Annotated in this window: 18 protein-coding genes and 1 tRNA gene; 3 read left to right on the top strand and 16 right to left on the bottom strand. The window is 40.6% G+C overall.

Annotation, left to right across the window (positions count from 1 at the left end; translation table 11 throughout):
* Window positions 1-4 precede the first annotated feature (4 nt).
* On the bottom strand, window positions 5-1,660 hold the full coding sequence (gene fliF, locus PSV17_RS03620; protein WP_300479789.1) for a flagellar basal-body MS-ring/collar protein FliF: 1,656 nt from the start codon (window positions 1,658-1,660) through the stop codon (window positions 5-7).
* Window positions 1,661-1,939: 279 nt separating this feature from the next.
* Here fliF and fliE point away from each other — a divergent pair, with 279 nt between their 5' ends.
* Window positions 1,940-2,314 (top strand): flagellar hook-basal body complex protein FliE, encoded by a 375-nt coding sequence (fliE, locus tag PSV17_RS03615; protein WP_300479786.1) that lies wholly within the window; start codon window positions 1,940-1,942, stop codon window positions 2,312-2,314.
* An 80-nt stretch (window positions 2,315-2,394) separates the two neighbouring features.
* On the opposite strand, the gene PSV17_RS03610 is transcribed toward fliE, so the two are convergent.
* The 10 genes from PSV17_RS03610 to PSV17_RS03565 form a co-directional block, all read right to left on the bottom strand.
* A complete protein-coding gene (locus PSV17_RS03610; protein ID WP_300479784.1) occupies window positions 2,395-2,754 on the bottom strand; it encodes an EscU/YscU/HrcU family type III secretion system export apparatus switch protein in 360 nt (119 codons plus the stop codon).
* Window positions 2,747-3,709, bottom strand: coding sequence for a flagellar hook-length control protein FliK (locus tag PSV17_RS03605; RefSeq protein ID WP_300479782.1), 963 nt, complete (start codon window positions 3,707-3,709; stop codon window positions 2,747-2,749). Before PSV17_RS03605 ends, PSV17_RS03610 begins: the two co-directional genes overlap by 8 nt.
* Before the next feature lie 17 nt (window positions 3,710-3,726).
* Window positions 3,727-4,050, bottom strand: a complete 324-nt coding sequence (locus PSV17_RS03600) for a flagellar protein FliT (protein ID WP_300479780.1) — start codon at window positions 4,048-4,050, stop codon at window positions 3,727-3,729.
* Window positions 4,051-4,076: 26 nt separating this feature from the next.
* Entirely contained in the window at window positions 4,077-4,556 is a 480-nt protein-coding gene (gene fliS / locus PSV17_RS03595; protein WP_300479778.1) for a flagellar export chaperone FliS, read from the bottom strand.
* A gap of 21 nt (window positions 4,557-4,577) precedes the next feature.
* Window positions 4,578-6,254 (bottom strand): flagellar filament capping protein FliD, encoded by a 1,677-nt coding sequence (gene fliD, locus PSV17_RS03590; RefSeq protein ID WP_300479775.1) that lies wholly within the window; start codon window positions 6,252-6,254, stop codon window positions 4,578-4,580.
* A gap of 108 nt (window positions 6,255-6,362) precedes the next feature.
* The gene (locus PSV17_RS03585; RefSeq protein WP_300479772.1) at window positions 6,363-6,755 is read right to left on the bottom strand and encodes a flagellar protein FlaG; all 393 of its coding nucleotides are present in this window, start codon (window positions 6,753-6,755) and stop codon (window positions 6,363-6,365) included.
* Between the two features lie 72 nt (window positions 6,756-6,827).
* The gene (locus PSV17_RS03580; RefSeq protein WP_300479769.1) at window positions 6,828-7,631 is read right to left on the bottom strand and encodes a flagellin; all 804 of its coding nucleotides are present in this window, start codon (window positions 7,629-7,631) and stop codon (window positions 6,828-6,830) included.
* Window positions 7,632-8,155: 524 nt separating this feature from the next.
* A complete protein-coding gene (locus tag PSV17_RS03575; RefSeq protein ID WP_300479767.1) occupies window positions 8,156-9,202 on the bottom strand; it encodes a serine protease in 1,047 nt (348 codons plus the stop codon).
* Window positions 9,203-9,243: 41 nt separating this feature from the next.
* Window positions 9,244-9,642 (bottom strand): hypothetical protein, encoded by a 399-nt coding sequence (locus PSV17_RS03570; protein WP_300479765.1) that lies wholly within the window; start codon window positions 9,640-9,642, stop codon window positions 9,244-9,246.
* 256 nt (window positions 9,643-9,898) lie between these two features.
* Window positions 9,899-10,171: an HU family DNA-binding protein gene (locus PSV17_RS03565; protein ID WP_300479762.1), complete on the bottom strand. Its 273-nt coding sequence runs from the start codon at window positions 10,169-10,171 to the stop codon at window positions 9,899-9,901.
* Window positions 10,172-10,527: 356 nt separating this feature from the next.
* Between PSV17_RS03565 and PSV17_RS03560 the strand changes: the two genes are divergently transcribed.
* On the top strand, window positions 10,528-11,043 hold the full coding sequence (locus PSV17_RS03560; protein ID WP_300479759.1) for a BON domain-containing protein: 516 nt from the start codon (window positions 10,528-10,530) through the stop codon (window positions 11,041-11,043).
* Between the two features lie 92 nt (window positions 11,044-11,135).
* Window positions 11,136-11,288, top strand: a complete 153-nt coding sequence (locus tag PSV17_RS03555) for an entericidin A/B family lipoprotein (RefSeq protein ID WP_300479757.1) — start codon at window positions 11,136-11,138, stop codon at window positions 11,286-11,288.
* A gap of 165 nt (window positions 11,289-11,453) precedes the next feature.
* On the opposite strand, the gene PSV17_RS03550 is transcribed toward PSV17_RS03555, so the two are convergent.
* From PSV17_RS03550 to pheS, 5 genes are all read right to left on the bottom strand, one after another.
* A tRNA-Pro gene (locus PSV17_RS03550) sits at window positions 11,454-11,530 on the bottom strand.
* 93 nt (window positions 11,531-11,623) lie between these two features.
* The gene (locus PSV17_RS03545; RefSeq protein ID WP_300479755.1) at window positions 11,624-12,055 is read right to left on the bottom strand and encodes a MerR family transcriptional regulator; all 432 of its coding nucleotides are present in this window, start codon (window positions 12,053-12,055) and stop codon (window positions 11,624-11,626) included.
* Window positions 12,056-12,076: 21 nt separating this feature from the next.
* A complete protein-coding gene (locus PSV17_RS03540; protein WP_013148436.1) occupies window positions 12,077-12,370 on the bottom strand; it encodes an integration host factor subunit alpha in 294 nt (97 codons plus the stop codon).
* Between the two features lie 131 nt (window positions 12,371-12,501).
* Window positions 12,502-14,856: a phenylalanine--tRNA ligase subunit beta gene (gene pheT, locus PSV17_RS03535; protein ID WP_300479753.1), complete on the bottom strand. Its 2,355-nt coding sequence runs from the start codon at window positions 14,854-14,856 to the stop codon at window positions 12,502-12,504.
* A 43-nt stretch (window positions 14,857-14,899) separates the two neighbouring features.
* A complete protein-coding gene (pheS, locus tag PSV17_RS03530) occupies window positions 14,900-15,898 on the bottom strand; it encodes a phenylalanine--tRNA ligase subunit alpha (RefSeq protein WP_300479751.1) in 999 nt (332 codons plus the stop codon).
* Between the last annotated feature and the right edge of the window lie 4 nt (window positions 15,899-15,902).

The following is a 15,902-nucleotide window of genomic DNA, read 5'->3' as shown; positions in this document are numbered from 1 at the left end:
TTCGCTACTCATTTCCACTTGTCCAATTAGCTACAACACTAGCCACCATTCTTGGGTTGTCTTTGGCAAGCTGCTTGGCGGCTGCTAAATTACTAATACTGTTTGCACCAGCAGCTATTTGAGTCTGGTCTTGCTCACCACTTAAATTCACTACAGCATCTTCATCACTAGGTGCATTTAATAATTTTGGCGCTGGTGCTGTTAACTTACGCAACATTGGACTTAAGGCACGTTTATAAATTAACACCAACACCACAATACCAACAATAAAACGCAATGCATCTTTGCCGTACTCAATAACTTCTGGATTCTTCCACATTGCTACTTCAGGAATAATTTCTTCAGGCTCACCTGCAAATGAACTATTTACCACTGTTAATGCATCACCGCGTTCTTTATTAAAACCCATGGCCTGCATAGCTAAATCATTGATTTGTGTTTTCTCTGCAGTGGTAAGTGGTCTGTAAGTCACTTTGCCATTTTTACCAACTACAGGCATATTGTTGACGACTACAGCCACATTTAAACGCTTAATACCACCCATACCTTGTTGTGAATAGCGTATGGTTTTATCTACCTCAAAGTTAGTTGTGGTATTTTTTTGATTATTCACAGGAGTACCTGCGGCTGTTGCACCAGATCCACTTCCATCAGGCGTTGTAATTGGCGCAGTAGCATTTTCTGGTGGTTGATTGGATAAAGCACCCGGAACCCCAGTAGCAGAACCACCATTGCTGGTTAATGATTCATTACTTTGCAAACTGCGTATTGCAACATCATCAGGCTTTTGATTAGGTTTGTAGATTTCTGCTGCTTGCTCTAAGCTGGAGAAATCAATCTCTGCACTCGCTTCAGCACGTACATTTTTAGCGCCTACAATCGGTGAGATGATGGATTCAACGCGTTTAGTGATGCTTTGTTGAATATCGTCAATATATTTGAGTTGCGTTGGGTCTAAGTTATTAGCGCCCATCTTTTTAGAAGTATCGGAGAGTAGGTTACCATTTTGATCCACCACGGTTACGTTGGTAGCTGGCAAATTCGGTACACTACTTGCAACCAAATGCACCACTGCGCCCACTTGCTGCGCATCTAAACTACGACCCGCGCGCAAATTCAATAACACTGAAGCGGTTGGATGCTGTTGATCTCTTACAAATACTGAGGCTTTAGGAATAGCTAAATGGATTCGTGCGACTTCAACTGCGCCTATTGATTGAATGCTACGCTCAAGCTCGCCTTCTAATGCGCGTTGGAAATTGACTTGCTCTACAAATTGAGAAACGCCAAATTTTTGATTTTCTAAAATCTCAAAACCGATGTTGCCACCTTTAGGTAATCCATCTGTAGCTAATTTTAAACGTGCTTGATGCACTTGTGAGGCTGGGACAAGAATCGCAGTACCGCTATCAGAGAACTTGTAAGGTACGTTCATTTTTTCGAGTGCCGCAACAATTGCACCACCATCTTTGTCAGAGTAGTTAGAAAACAACACGCGATAATCTGGTTGCTGACTCCATAGCCAAAATACCACCATCACTGCGATGACTGCAGCGGCTGCGACTACCAAAATTAACTTGTTACCTAACTGTGAGTTCAAAACAGTTCCACCTTCATTAACGCCTTGATTAATAAGCGCAGCGCTATTCTCTGTCGCCATTGTATTTCTCCAATTTACTGTTCTTCAAATACTTAACTTTTTGCGTTTTTCTGTTTAGCATTGATAAAAGAGTTACTTCTATAAGCTATTGGATACCATTATGCCAATGACTAGGATTTTCAAATTTAGGAATAGAGCAATTTTCCTCGACCTATTTAGACTCTCGCTATTACCGCAGAGTGTTAAATTAGTAACTGTCAGAAATGGCAATGAATTAACCATCTTAATTTAAGTAAGAAGATTGTTAATACACATACGAATTTAAGCGGGAGGTAAACCATGAAAACAGGTGGAATTGATGCAAGTAGAATAGAATCTATGCTTGCGCAGTTAAAAACGGCTGCACAGCGCCCGCATGCCGATGCGGCATCTGGATTAGCTTCTGCGGCTGGTCTTTCAGGAATGCAAGGAGCAAGCCCAAGCACTTCTAAAGTTAACTTCGCTGATGCGCTAAAAGCTTCTCTCAATCAAGTTAACAAAATACAAGTTCAAGCAGAACAATTAGGTAAGAGCTTCGCGATGGGTGATGATAGCGTCAGTCTTTCTGATGTGATGATTGCTGGGCAAAAGGCCAACATTTCGTTTCAAGCAACGGTGCAAGTTCGCAATAAGCTAGTCTCAGCTTACCATGACATTATGAATATGCAGGTTTAACTATTAATCACTTAAAGCTTATTTGAAATATTGGTATTAGATTATTGGTAATTAAATAATTGGTAGCTAAATACTTGCATTTAAAATGCAGGCGTGTCTTCATCATCATTACCCTGCTCTAGCTTATATAACCAAGCCAAAATCTCGGCTATTGCCTGATACAAAGCTGGCGGAATATGATCATCCAAATCAACTTGCATTAACAACGCAACCAAATCTTTAGACTCATGCACAAACACACCATGCTCTTTCGCTCTGGCGATAATCTGCTCCGCGATAACACCTCGACCTTTAGCCACAACTTTTGGTGCATATGAGCCCTCAGCATAAGCCAAAGCAATAGCTTGCTGATTAGGGTTTACAGCACCATTAAGATTGAAGTCTGAACTACTATGTTCAATAGTGTGGGGTTGATGTGTGTTGAATTGAAGTTTATTCATCTCGCTCAACCGTCAAAGCATCTAATTGCTGGCCATTCTTACTGATTGATTCAGCCAAACTTAATCGCTTTGCTTTTAACATTTCTAATGTTTCAGGCTGATCTGCCAAAATATTGACACGCATACGTCCATCAACCAGGCTGATTCTCGCGGAAACTTTACCTAAATGTGGAAAATGCAAAGTCATCTCGCTAGAAATAGATTGCTTTTGATCTGATTCGGAGTCATTAGCTGATTGATTTCCATCGTCACTACTCTGTTGATAGATGTCCCAATCCATTTTCTGTCCAGGCCATACTTCCCCCTGCCAACTCATGCGCTGGTGCTCGAGAATTGCCAATTGCTGAGACATTAAATTGGCAATGGGCGAATTGGCTTGGTTTTGCGGCTCTTGTTTAAGAGCAGCAAGCGACTGATTACTTTGTGCCAAGTCACTTAAGTGCGACTCATAAAACAGTCCGCTTTTACTCACGGCGTTTTTTAAATCATGCGCCAGAACCTGTGGCTTACCTGGGTTATTTGTTACGACAGCTGTGGCTTGAAAACGACTTGTTACGCCCTCGCTTTCAGCTTGTTTCAAGTAGTGCCCAATGAGATTAGCTGCAGTACTTAATTCTGTTTTACTACCAGCAACATTAGAGGGTGTAGCTGTGAGTAAAAATGTTGGCACAGGACTATCGTGCATATAACGCAAGGTAATCAACTGGCCTGCTTTGGCCGCTAATCCTAAATCCATTTTAAGGAGCGTTCCCTTAAGACTGCCACTCTCAACCTTGACGTTGTAGGCAGTGTCGCCCACTTTTGATAACACATGAGCAAAGTAATCCTGCCCCTTCACAAACTGTGTGGCTCGATCAGCAAGCTCCTGCCTGATGTTGCCAATATTCTCTACCGCGAGTATTGGTAAAATTCTAGCTACAGGGCCTATGCTTGCGATGTCAGCTTGTTTGAGCATCTTGATAATGACGCGGACTACTGATTGTAAGAGCGCGTCAGTTTATTCTCCATATGTAAACTACTCATTAATGAATTCAATCTCACCATCCAAGGTGAAACAATGTTGCGAATCTCACGGTCATCAGCAAGTATACTTTTTATACTTGCCAATTTGCGCGCGCGCGCATCGCTAGGTAGCGGCGGTGCATTTTCAATAAGTTTTAATTTGGCTATCTGCTGAGCACAATTTGTTTCCAGTTCAGCCAATGTATCCCAATCCTGTAGTTTGGCAGCAATCAACATTTTTTTGGTGATCTCAGCAACAGCTTCATAAATCATAATTGTGTCTTGAGGTTCCATTGTAGTTCTCTATTATTGTAAGTTATCTAGGCTTTTGCGTAATTAGCAATATTGTGATTAACCTTAATTGCCGTTTGGCTCGGGATCGCCATTGCCATGTCTTTAGTTGGCATTTTAACGTTATCAATGGCCTCCCACGCACCCTTTAATTCAGTCAGCAATTTAATAACTTCATGTATTAATTCTGGCTTATTGTGAATATTTGCAGTCATTAATTGTTTACTCATATAGGCGTAAAGCGCATCTAAGCTTATAGCAATCTCGCCGCCAGCTTTTTTATCTAAGCTAAGTCTTAACCCTGACTCAATGATAGAAATTGCTTTCGAGATCATAAGGCCTTTATTCGCTATATCTTTGCTCTGCATATGGGAGTCTGCACTTCGGCATGCTGCAATAGCGCCTTCATATAGCATAATGATTAATTTATTTGGGCTAGCTGCTAACACTCCAGTTTCCATACCAACTTTGGCATAAGCATTCACACCTTTTTGATTGAGTCCAAACATTTTTATATCCTTCGCTTGTTCTTAATTGTTAGCGTTAATCGCGGCAATCTGCTGAGTTAAATATGAACTTGTTGAGGACATACTTGCCATCAGCGTATCTAGTTTTGTGAACTGGTTACGATATCTCGTTTCAATTGCAGCTAACCGTACTGTAATCGATGCAGACTGTTTATCTAAACGTGATATGGAGCTGTTTATGCCCTCTGTTCTTGACGCTACAATTCCAGTCTCACTCATCAAGCTGGTAATCAAGCTATCAAATTGGGTAGCATAACCAATACTGTAGTTCACAGTACTGGTAACGGAGCTTCCTTCAGAAAGTGTAGGGCCTTTGTAACTTATATTTAAGCCTGCACTCGCATTACCGGTCGCTCCAGTGAGGTTATTGCCACTAGCAGTTGCAGCAACGCCGTTAATCGTGCCTTGAAGGACTCCACCAGTCATGGTAAAAGTCACTGCATAGCTACCAGCTTGCGTTTTGCTAGTGCCACTAGAATAGCTAACGAGTGGATTAGTTGACTTTCCTGATGTGGCGAATACCGCGGCTATCTCTGCGAAGTTACTGCTCATCGCAGTAGTTAACTTGGTGGAATCTAGGGCTAACTTACCATCGCGTTGAAATGCCACGCCAATCTGACTTAAAGAGTTAATCGTATTGCCCGAAGAAATGGCTTTAGTCATCACTGCCTTGACTTGATTAATCACTGAGCGGGCGGTGGCATCTCCAAGCAATATCCCCGAGGCTTTACCGGTTTCGTCGTATTTGGTTAGACTACGCAATGTTGTATCTAACTTATTATAGGCATCCACAAAGGCAGTCACGGATGTTTTGACGGACTCTGTATTGCTAGTCACGCCGAGATTAGCACTGCTGGCACTAGTTGCGAGTAAGTTAAGCGTGACACCGCTAATCGCATCAGTCACGGTGTTGCTGGCTTTAACTATAGAAATACCATCAATTTCAAATAAGGCATTTTTTGCAGCTTGCATCTGCGTCATATTTTTACCACTACCAGCGCTAGCCGTTGGGTCAAATGCTAAACTTGATAATCCTACAGCATCTGTATTGTTGGCATCGCCACTATCAGCCACGCTAATTTTTAAGCTATTGACCTCGCCAGTATCTTTTGAAGTAATTACCAAACGATTGGTCGACCCATCATTCACAATGGTGGCGCTCACACTTGAGTTAGCTGCATTAATTGCATCGCGCACACCAGCTAAAGTGTTATTTGAGCTATCGATAGTAATGGTGACATCACTCTTTGCTGCATTAGCGGTAAAGGTATTACCAGTGGCGTTATAAGTGCCAAAACCTATCGTTAGCGTGCCTGTACCTACCGTGTCTGTAGTATTGGTAAAGCCCGCTGATGATAGTTTTTGCGATTTAGCAAGTTGGTTCACTGTGACCGCATAATCACCAAGAGAAGCGGTACCATTTGCCGTGGCAGTAAAAATGCTGGTATTACCAGAGCTCACTGTTTGAGCATTAAACTTTGCTGCCGTTGAAAGTGCGCTCAAAGCGGTTTGAAAAGTAGAGAGCGCACTTTTTAACGTGCCATAAGCGGAGATCTGAGATTGATAAGCCGTTTTTTCTGTTGCTACTGCAGTTAATGGCTTCCTTTCAACATTCATTAAGCTACTAACAATAGATTCCACATCTAGGCCAGAACCAATACCTGTAGTTGTAATTCCCATGTGAATATCCTTTTCAAAACAGTTACTAATATCATCGGCTTAAACCACAAAAACTTTAGCCAACCTCCACTCACGCTCACAACATTTAAAACTAACTAGGTAAGGTAATTAAGCTGTTTGCCTAATCACTAACCCTTGCAATTTATCAAGTGTTTTCGACATGGCCAACACTTCTTCATTTGGAATCTGTCTCAATACTTGTTTAGAGGCTGTATCAACCACCTTAACGACCATACGTTCAGACTGATCGTCCAAGGAAAATTGCACGGTTTGTAACGCTGGTGCCACAAGGTCATTAAGCTTCTTGACAGCAGTGACTAACTCACCTTTATCTACCGCTACAGGTCTTACATCTACTTTATTAGATTCAGGCTTTATAACGGGTTTAAGCCCTGTTGGGCTCGTTGTTGTTCTATCAATGGCAATTTGGCTGCCGGCAGTATTTTGCACGGCAGCCAGCTTTCTAATGGACCCATAACCATCTAATGATGAGTTGAACATGATTTACTCCTTTGCAAAACCCCACAGGATGATCAGTCCTGTGGGTGATAAGGTTTATATTTTAAATTTCGTTTAGCCTCTTAATAGTGCTAATACACCATTAGGTAGGGAGTTCGCCTGAGCCAACATTGCAGTACCTGCTTGTTGCAAGATTTGTCCACGTGTCAAGTTTGCTGTTTCTGCTGCAAAGTCAGCATCCATGATGCGAGATTTAGAGGCAGATTGGTTTTCTACAGAAACTTGTAAGCTACTTACCACTGATTCAAAACGGTTTTGAATAGCACCCAATTTAGCGCGATTAGTACTTAATGTAGTCAAAGCTGTATCTAGCGCGGTAATCGCTGCTGTAGCACCTGTTACTGAGGTAATTGAACCTGTTGCTGTAGTCATTGAAGCAACACCGCTCACGCTAATCGTGTCCGTAGTATCAGCACCAACTTGGTATACTTTTGCCGCAGTACCGAACACAGTTGAGCCATTGAACTTAGTTGAAGTATTCAAACGTGTTACTTCAGCTTCTAACTCCGTAAACTCAGCATCTAGATTGGCACGGTCACTGCTACTGTTTGTCGCGTTGGCAGATTGAACCGCTAATTCACGCATACGTTGGATAGCGTCTGTTTGTTTAGCCAAGCCACCTTCTGCGGTTTGTGCGAATGAAATCGCGTCGTTTGAGTTACGAATAGCCACTTGCTGACCACGAATTTGTGAGTCCATTTTTGTTGCAATCGCTAAACCAGCAGCATCATCTTTAGAGCTATTAATACGCAAACCTGAAGATAAGCGTTGTAATGATGTATTCAATGAGCTTTGTGAAGTTGAAAGATTACGCTGTGTGTTTAATGAGCTAATGTTGGTATTGATTACTGAAGCCATGATAATTCTCCTAAAGTTAAATTAAATTCAATTACATCTTTATTACTGTTAGCTCGGCATCTCACTTTTTGTAACTCGTTGTGATTTGCGCTGCTGTTGTAACTGTTATCGGTAAGCTTTTAAGAAAATTTAGGGTAAGGCTTAAATTTTCTTTTATCGTTTTTGCCGATTAAGCAATGCTGATGTAAAGAGTATCGGTCTGGGTTTTCAAAACTTTAGGATCATGCTAAATATCTCATGGGTTTTTATATCAGTTCATATTCACAAATGTTCTGTAGAACAACGCCATGATTAGATTACAGAGCGTTAATAATCTGTATAACGATTAAATTCAAAATAGAAAATTATTCTTTAAAAAATATAAATAAATACCGCCCACTATGATATTTAACAATGACTTATTACAAAGAGGCTAATAAAGCAGGGAAAGCAGGCCAAATCAGCGCTTACCAGAACAGCCTACTTATGGCGAGAATACTCTAGCTAAGAGCACTAAGAGTTTTAGATATAACTAGTAATGGAAGTTAGTGACTTTTAAGTTCTGTAGTTTTAAGTTGTTTAGCTTTTAATTCAAATATCTTCTGGGCAATCAATGCACCTTGTTCTTGATCAAGAAAGTCAATTTTAGCTTTGAATGTTTCAAGGGCGGGTAAATCTTTTTGCAAATAGGCAATGTGAGTTAAAGCGAGCATTGCATCCAAGTGACGACTATTCAAGGTGTGTGCTTTTTTAAAATCTTCTTTGGCTGATACTGTTTGATTGACGCCCTCTTCAGCTAAACCTAAAAAATACCACGCATCAGATGATTTAGGTTCTTGCACCGTCCAAGCTTTCGCAATTTTCTTTAAAGCCAACCAATCCTTGTTTTGATAAGGAATGACGACCTGCATAAAATAAGGTCTTTGATCTAAAGGTAACGCCCAAAACGGTACATCATTCGTGTTTAAAGACAGAATATCTGGCGAGTCAAACAACGCTTTTATCCACTCAACCGGTAGATTATAAAAAAAGCCTTGCGAGCCTGGGCTTTTGAAACTGGTGATTCCGATAAGATTAAAATTTTGGTCAAACAAAGCACCTCCACTTGAGCCCATGGCGAAAGCAGCACTGGTGCGTATCACAACGCTGTCGTCTAACGGGTATGCGCCCTTAACACTACCATAAGAAGGCTGTGGCACATTATTACCAATGGGATAACCCAGACTGAAGATTACTTCCTCGTACTTCACTGTGCGGCTATCTCGCATTTTTGCGACTTTAAATGGCAAGCTGTCAAACTTAAGCAAACATAAATCATGCTTCCAATCAGCTTTCAAACCGATTGGTCGATAGGCATCTCGATATTTAATGATGTTGGCGCCCTTGGCATTGGCTAATACATGGCAATTGGTTGCTACATATTCTTTACTCACCACCACCCCAGACCCATTTCCCGTAATGCCATTAGGTAGCTCAACAGCCACTTGCACTAAAGAATCGCTTAATACTAATATTTCACCAATACTTGGTTGAGCGTGAACTAAGGAAAAATGTGCATTAATTACCGTAAACACAATCAGCTTATTAAGCATATTCTTTCCTCATTTGGCGCTTTTGTTAGCCTTAGAAAATTCTAATTTATATTTGAAATCCAATATAAAGGACGTTGATTTTGCTTTTTAAAAAGCAACATATCGGCTTTTCTCATAGTTTCGATGGCCTCATCGAAAGAGATATTTTGTTCTGAAGCGATTACATTAGCTAAGGGCTCCGCATATTTCCGCCAAGCGGGGTCTTCACGAAAACCTCTATCCGCCATACAGTTCTTTAACACGTTCGCTTTGCGACTTATTAACTCTAACTTTTGAAACTCAACTACTGGCGTCATTCCTATAATTGCTTTCTCTGAAATGCCAACACACTCATCACCCATACGTTCAAGTTTTGTGACTTCATGGTTAGATGGAGCTTGATTTTGCGTGTTTATTAGAAAAAACCAAGCTAACAAACTAACAAAAACAATTATCGACATTATTATTTTCAAATCAGCTTGCTTTCTTTATGAAATCTTAACGATTCTTGAATGGTTGAATAATTAGGATTAATTTAACGGGTCTTAGTTCCATTATGAAAATTCGACGCAAATTTAATATACTTCAACGGCAATACGCTATGCTAAATCGCAAGATTACAAATGAGATTTTTAGACAAAAAACTTTACCCATGCAAGCTATATGACAAAAAAAGGAGCATATAGCTCCTTTTTTATCATTAACCAAGAATCAGAATTAATTAACTGAATCTTTTAATGTTTTACCTGCAGTGAAAGCTGGCGCTTTGCGTGCAGCAATTTTCAACTCAGCGCCTGTACGTGGGTTACGACCTGTACGAGCAGCACGTTGTGTTACTTTAAATGTACCAAAACCTACAAGCGTAACTGCATCACCACTTTTAAGTGCTGCTGTGATAGCTGCTGTGGTTGCATCAATAGCACGACCTGCATCAGCTTTAGTAAGACCAGCGCTTGCTGCAATAGCATCAATCAATTCAGATTTATTCATATATTTGGTTCCCATGATAAGTGTTGTGTAAAAGCACCGTTACTTTGCTGGCATTTAATTTAACTGTCAATTGTTTTATCACCATAAGTGCATCAATTTACATTTTTTAAAGCCAAGCGTGCCATTTGTAGCGAGATTCTATTCAAATTTACGCCCAATCGTCAACAATAAGAAGTCTTAATATTGTCCATTACTTTAACTTTAAATTAAGGGGTAAGTAGTCCACCTTTAATCTCAAAAGTTAATTCTAAGTAAAAAAACAAACAAATTATCTATGTTGGCTAGCGTACAGACCTAAATAGCTCATGCGCTTACTCTGCATTGTAATTCTTTTATATTACTTATAGGAAATCAACATGAAAAATAATTCTCATTTCAAATCTACTTTACTAGCAATGGCTTTGGCTAGCAGCACCTTAAGTCTACAGGCTTTCGCAGCAGAAGATTTAAGTGAAGCCAATCAATCTGCTTATAGCACATCATTCAAAGCTTTAGATGTAGATAACAACACTACATTAACTAAAACAGAAGCAAATAAGGAAAAACTTTTTGCAAAACACTTTAAAGCTGCTGATATAGATAACGACGGTACTCTTGATGAGCAAGAGTATACGAACTACAAATCTAAATCTGAGCAAAAAGAAGTAAAACGTGTTGTAAAAGATAGTGTGATCACTTCAAAAGTAAAAGGCAGTTTATTAAAAGATGAGGGTTTGAAAAGCTTGAATGTTAGCGTAAAAACCAATCAAGGCGTGGTTTTGCTCAGCGGGTTTGTTGAAACAGAAGATCAAATTAGACAAGCTGGACTAATTGCCTCTGAAATCGAAGGTGTTAAATCAGTTGAAAATAGCTTGTTAATTAAGAAAGAGTAACTTCAGTTCACCAATCGCTAGTGCGCAATAGTTTGTGAAGTTTAATGTTTGCTAAATTATTTTGTACTAGTTCTATATCCAGGAGATTTATCATGTTTAAAAGAACTTTTGCATTACTATTCACTACTTTATTTCTTGCCGGAACCCTAGGGGCATTGTCTGGTTGCAATACTATGGAAGGCGCTGGAAAAGATATTGAGCAAGGTGGCAAGGCAATTAAAGATGAGGCGAGTGAACATAACTAGCCTAATTAATGCGTGTATGTAAAAACTCTCTTTTTTACTCAGAATTAATTGCTAACTATTTGGGTATGAACCCCCATTCGTGCATTACCGACTGGTGCTAAAATAATAGCGCCAGTCAAAATCAAAAAAGCCACTTATCAGCGGCTTGTCTTTGCATTGATTTATTGGTCGGGACAGCAAGATTCGAACTTGCGACCCCATGCCCCCCAGGCATGTACGCTACCAGGCTGCGCTATGCCCCGAACCGATGTTGTAATAAAGCTTACAAACAAGAGTGATATTATAACGCAATAAGGCGTCAGGAGATAAAAGGCGCTCCGAAATAAATCAGTGTATTATTTGGCGGCAAACACTGGATTAAGCAAACGGAGAATCTCTACCAACTCAGCTTTAATTGAAGTGAAGTCAAACTCTTTATTACTTGCTGATGAGGAATGATTTAAGTTCAAATCTGATTGTATCGCGGGTTGCCCTAGATCCACTTTAGCCTCAACTTCGTTGGGACCATCAAGACGGTTACGAGCACCGCTAATAGTGAAACCTTGTTCATATAGCAGTTCACGAATACGGCGAATGAGTAGTACTTCGTGATGCTGGTAATAGCGACGATTACCTCGACGCTTAACTGGTTTAAGTTGAGTAAACTCCTGCTCCCAATATCTGAGTACATGCGGCTTTACACCACAAAGCTCACTAACTTCACCTATGGTAAAGTAACGCTTTGCAGGTATTGGCGGTAATTGCACTTTTATATTGTGTTCACTCATACTTATAGGTTGACCATTCAATTAGTTAAGATAATTGGCTTCCACTTTACTTTTTAGTTTTTGACTGGCATGAAAAGTTACTACACGACGAGCGGTAATTGGTATTTCTTCACCAGTTTTAGGGTTACGGCCTGGACGCTCAGATTTTTTCCGTAATTCAAAATTACCGAATCCAGATAACTTCACACTATCACCCGCTTCTAACGCAATGCGCACCTCTTCGAAAAATGCTTCAACCATATCTTTGGCTTCACGCTTATTTAACCCAACTTGCTCATAGAGTAAATCAGCAAGTTCAGCTTTTGTTAATGTCATACCCACTCCCATTTCATTTCTAGCTTTTGAGCTTTTTTTAATGTACAGATTATTATTCTAATAATTTAAATCTACATAACCATTTATTAAAATTCAATCACATTTAAAATCAAGCCACATAGTTTTGTGATCTAATTTCTAAGTGTAGCTGCAAATTTATCTTGTAATAATTGTAGCAGAATAGTAATGGTTGTGTCGGCATCACTATCCGTTAATGTTTTTTGAGTATCGTGCATAAGTACTGATAATGCAAGGCTTTTTTTATTTTCAGCCACACCTTGACCTTGGTATAAATCAAATAATGCCACGTCAATTACCAATGGAATTTCGGTTTTTATAATCGCACTTAACACATCACCAACTGCAATATTTTCATCCAATACTACTGCCAAATCACGACGAATTGGGAGCAATTTGGATACTTCTTGGTAAGCTGGTATTTGATGGCTAGATATTGCTTCCATATCCAATTCAAATAAATAGGTAGCTTTAGTTAAGCTATATTGTTGCTGCCATTTTGGATGCAAATTACCTAACCAGCCAATTGCTTTACCATCAATTATAATTCGTGCTGTTTGCCCAGGATGCAAGGCATTGTGTTCAGCCTTTTCATATATAGCTTTTGCGCCTACCAGCCTATCAACATGCGCTTTCACTTCAAAAAAGTCCACATCAGCGCTATCAGAACTCCATTGCTCAGGCTTTGCGCTGCCGTACGCGAGGCCTGAAACGCGTGTTGTTTCTACAAAGCTATTGGCCTGTTTAAAATAAACTGCACCAATTTCAAACAAGAATGCTCTATCTTGCTTGCGGTTCAAGTTATAAGTTAAGGTATCAAGCAAGCCGCCCCATAAACTAGTGCGCATCACGCTTAAGTTGCTTGCAATCGGGTTCTGAAGCTTGATTGGCGTGGGATTACCTAACAAATCTCGCTCCCAGCTTTCATCCACAAAACTGTAGTTCACCACCTCTTGATAACCGACCGCCACTAAACTATCGCGTAGTTTGTTTTGATGTAATCTAGCCTCTGGCGCTGAAAGCATGAGTAGGTTAGCCAAGGGCGCGATTGCAGGAATATGATCATAGCCATGCAAACGAGCAATTTCTTCGATTAAGTCTTCTTCAATACTAATATCAAATCGATAACTTGGTGGCACGACAGTAAATATGCTGTTCGCCTCTGTAAAGTCAAAACCAAGCTGTGTCAGCAGTTGTGCAACTTTAGCCGCTTCAAATGGAATACCTAATACTGATACCAAGCGCGCCATTCTTAATTTGACTGGTTGGCGTACTGGCAAGCTGCTAACAACCTCAGTCACCTCAGCCGCTTGACCGCCACAAATTTGCATGATTAGCTTAGTGGCATATTCCAGTGCATGTTTCGTATTTCCAAAATCCACACCACGCTCAAAACGGTAAGAGGAGTCTGTACTTAAGCCCAATCTACGAGCCTTACCAGCAATCACTGAAGGTGTGAAAAAAGCACTTTCTAAGAAAACTTCAGTTGTTGTATCATCTACAGAGGTCGGTTTACCGCCCATAATACCTGCAAGGGCTACGGCACCATTTGCATCAGCAATGACTAAATCATCCGATTTCAACTCTACAGTCTGGTCGTTAAGTAAGCTTAATGACTCATTGGCATTGGCAAAGCGCACCGTAATATCGCCATTGAGCTTAGCCGCATCAAACGCATGCATGGGTTGACCCAATTCAAGCAACACATAATTAGTCACATCAACCAATGCGCTAATGCTACGCAGGCCGCTACGCTCGATACGTTTAATCATCCAATCAGGTGTATTTGCTTTGGCATTGACACCACTAATCAATCGACCACAATAGCTTGGACAAACCGCTTGTTCACTCACTATGACATTTTTAGTTACTCTAATAGTCGCGGGTACAGCTTCAATAGCTTCAAAATGAGTTGCCGCGCCTGTTATGGCTGCAACATCACGTGCAATACCTTTAAGACTTAAGCAATCACTGCGGTTGGGAGTTAACTTTAAGGTAAGTAAAGTGTCATCCAAATCTAAATGCTCACGAATACTTTGACCCACGACTGCTCTATCATCCAACTCCAGCAAACCTGTCGCTTCAGCACTAATACCCAGTTCTTTAGATGAGCACATCATGCCGAAAGACTCTACACCGCGTACTTTAGCCTGTTTAATCGAGATGCCAGGTAACTCAGCACCTACCATAGCACAAGGAGCCAGCAAGCCAGCGCGTGCATTGGCAGCACCGCATACGATTTGTAAAGGTTCGGCTAAACCTACATCAACTTTACATACCTGCAACCGGTCTGCATCTGGATGCTTTTCAGCTGAAAGTATTTTAGCTACAACCACTTTACTAAAGGCCGCAGCAACTGGCTGCATGTCCTCAACCTCAAGCCCAGCCATAGTCAGCGCGTGACTCAGAGCTTGACTATCTAAATCAGTATTTACAAGGCTGCGTAGCCAATTTTCTGAAAACTGCATAATGCTTTTGTGACCTTAAATTTTAGGTTTGTTAGTAGGTATATTATTTAAATTGGCTTAAGAAGCGCAAATCATTATTGAAGAAATGGCGTAAATCGTTTACGCCATAGCGCAACATGGTCAAGCGTTCCACGCCCAATCCAAAGGCAAATCCACGGTATTTTTCACTATCTAGATTTACATGTTTAAACACTTCAGGATGTACCATACCGCAACCACCTATTTCCAACCAACCACCATTCCAGCTCATGTCCATTTCTGCTGAAGGCTCTGTGAATGGGAAAAATGATGGTCTGAAACGTACAGTTAAGTCATCACGCTCAAAGAATTTTTGCAAGAAATCTTGCACAACGCCTTTAAGATTAGCAAAACTAATATTTTCATCGACCCACAAACCCTCCACTTGATGGAACATAGGGGAATGGGTTGCATCGGAATCCACGCGATACACTCGACCAGGTGCAATGATTTTTAACGGCGGAGTTTTGTTGGTTTTTAATGCATTTTCCATGTAACGAATTTGCACTGGTGAAGTATGTGTTCTTAACACGTTTGCTTCATCAATATAAAAGGTATCGTGCATAGCCCGCGCTGGGTGATCTTCAGGGATGTTCAGCGCGGTAAAATTATAAAAATCCGTTTCAATTTCTGGACCTGTAGCCACTTCAAAACCAATTGAATGAAATAACTCTTCGACACGTCTTAAAGTAAGCGTCACTGGATGTAAGCCACCCTGTGACTGAGTTCGCGCTGGCAAGGTAACATCTATCGACTCTTGCGCAAGCTGTTTAGCTTGCTCTGCATTCAAAATGGCTTCACGACGTGCGTTTAAAGCCGTCTCAACGTCCTGCTTAACCACATTGATAGCGGCACCAGCAGCTGGCCGTTCTTCATTGCTAAGCTTTCCTAAACCTTTTAATGCATCGGTCAACAGACCCGTTTTACCTAGATATTTAGCTTTTGCTATTTCCAAGTCATTCATTGTTGCGCTATTTGCGAAATCCGCCTGCGCTTTTGAAATTAAATGCGTTAAATCGGCCATATAT

The sequence above is a fragment of the Methylotenera sp. genome (genome assembly GCF_029946165.1).
In the GTDB taxonomy this organism is placed as follows: domain Bacteria; phylum Pseudomonadota; class Gammaproteobacteria; order Burkholderiales; family Methylophilaceae; genus Methylotenera.
Note: the sequence above shows the minus strand (reverse complement) of the source record. Positions and strands in the feature narration are given on the sequence as shown.

Excerpts from the sequence above, each read along its gene's own strand:
- fliF (WP_300479789.1), bottom strand. The coding sequence starts at position 1,660 with ATGGCGACAGAGAATAGCGCTGCGCTTATTAATCAAGGCGTTAATGAA.
- fliE (WP_300479786.1), top strand. The coding sequence starts at position 1,940 with ATGAAAACAGGTGGAATTGATGCAAGTAGAATAGAATCTATGCTTGCG.
- PSV17_RS03610 (WP_300479784.1), bottom strand. The coding sequence starts at position 2,754 with ATGAATAAACTTCAATTCAACACACATCAACCCCACACTATTGAACAT.
- PSV17_RS03605 (WP_300479782.1), bottom strand. The coding sequence starts at position 3,709 with ATGCTCAAACAAGCTGACATCGCAAGCATAGGCCCTGTAGCTAGAATT.
- PSV17_RS03600 (WP_300479780.1), bottom strand. The coding sequence starts at position 4,050 with ATGGAACCTCAAGACACAATTATGATTTATGAAGCTGTTGCTGAGATC.
- fliS (WP_300479778.1), bottom strand. The coding sequence starts at position 4,556 with ATGTTTGGACTCAATCAAAAAGGTGTGAATGCTTATGCCAAAGTTGGT.
- fliD (WP_300479775.1), bottom strand. The coding sequence starts at position 6,254 with ATGGGAATTACAACTACAGGTATTGGTTCTGGCCTAGATGTGGAATCT.
- PSV17_RS03585 (WP_300479772.1), bottom strand. The coding sequence starts at position 6,755 with ATGTTCAACTCATCATTAGATGGTTATGGGTCCATTAGAAAGCTGGCT.
- PSV17_RS03580 (WP_300479769.1), bottom strand. The coding sequence starts at position 7,631 with ATGGCTTCAGTAATCAATACCAACATTAGCTCATTAAACACACAGCGT.
- PSV17_RS03575 (WP_300479767.1), bottom strand. The coding sequence starts at position 9,202 with ATGCTTAATAAGCTGATTGTGTTTACGGTAATTAATGCACATTTTTCC.
- PSV17_RS03570 (WP_300479765.1), bottom strand. The coding sequence starts at position 9,642 with ATGTCGATAATTGTTTTTGTTAGTTTGTTAGCTTGGTTTTTTCTAATA.
- PSV17_RS03565 (WP_300479762.1), bottom strand. The coding sequence starts at position 10,171 with ATGAATAAATCTGAATTGATTGATGCTATTGCAGCAAGCGCTGGTCTT.
- PSV17_RS03560 (WP_300479759.1), top strand. The coding sequence starts at position 10,528 with ATGAAAAATAATTCTCATTTCAAATCTACTTTACTAGCAATGGCTTTG.
- PSV17_RS03555 (WP_300479757.1), top strand. The coding sequence starts at position 11,136 with ATGTTTAAAAGAACTTTTGCATTACTATTCACTACTTTATTTCTTGCC.
- PSV17_RS03545 (WP_300479755.1), bottom strand. The coding sequence starts at position 12,055 with ATGAGTGAACACAATATAAAAGTGCAATTACCGCCAATACCTGCAAAG.
- PSV17_RS03540 (WP_013148436.1), bottom strand. The coding sequence starts at position 12,370 with ATGACATTAACAAAAGCTGAACTTGCTGATTTACTCTATGAGCAAGTT.
- pheT (WP_300479753.1), bottom strand. The coding sequence starts at position 14,856 with ATGCAGTTTTCAGAAAATTGGCTACGCAGCCTTGTAAATACTGATTTA.
- pheS (WP_300479751.1), bottom strand. The coding sequence starts at position 15,898 with ATGGCCGATTTAACGCATTTAATTTCAAAAGCGCAGGCGGATTTCGCA.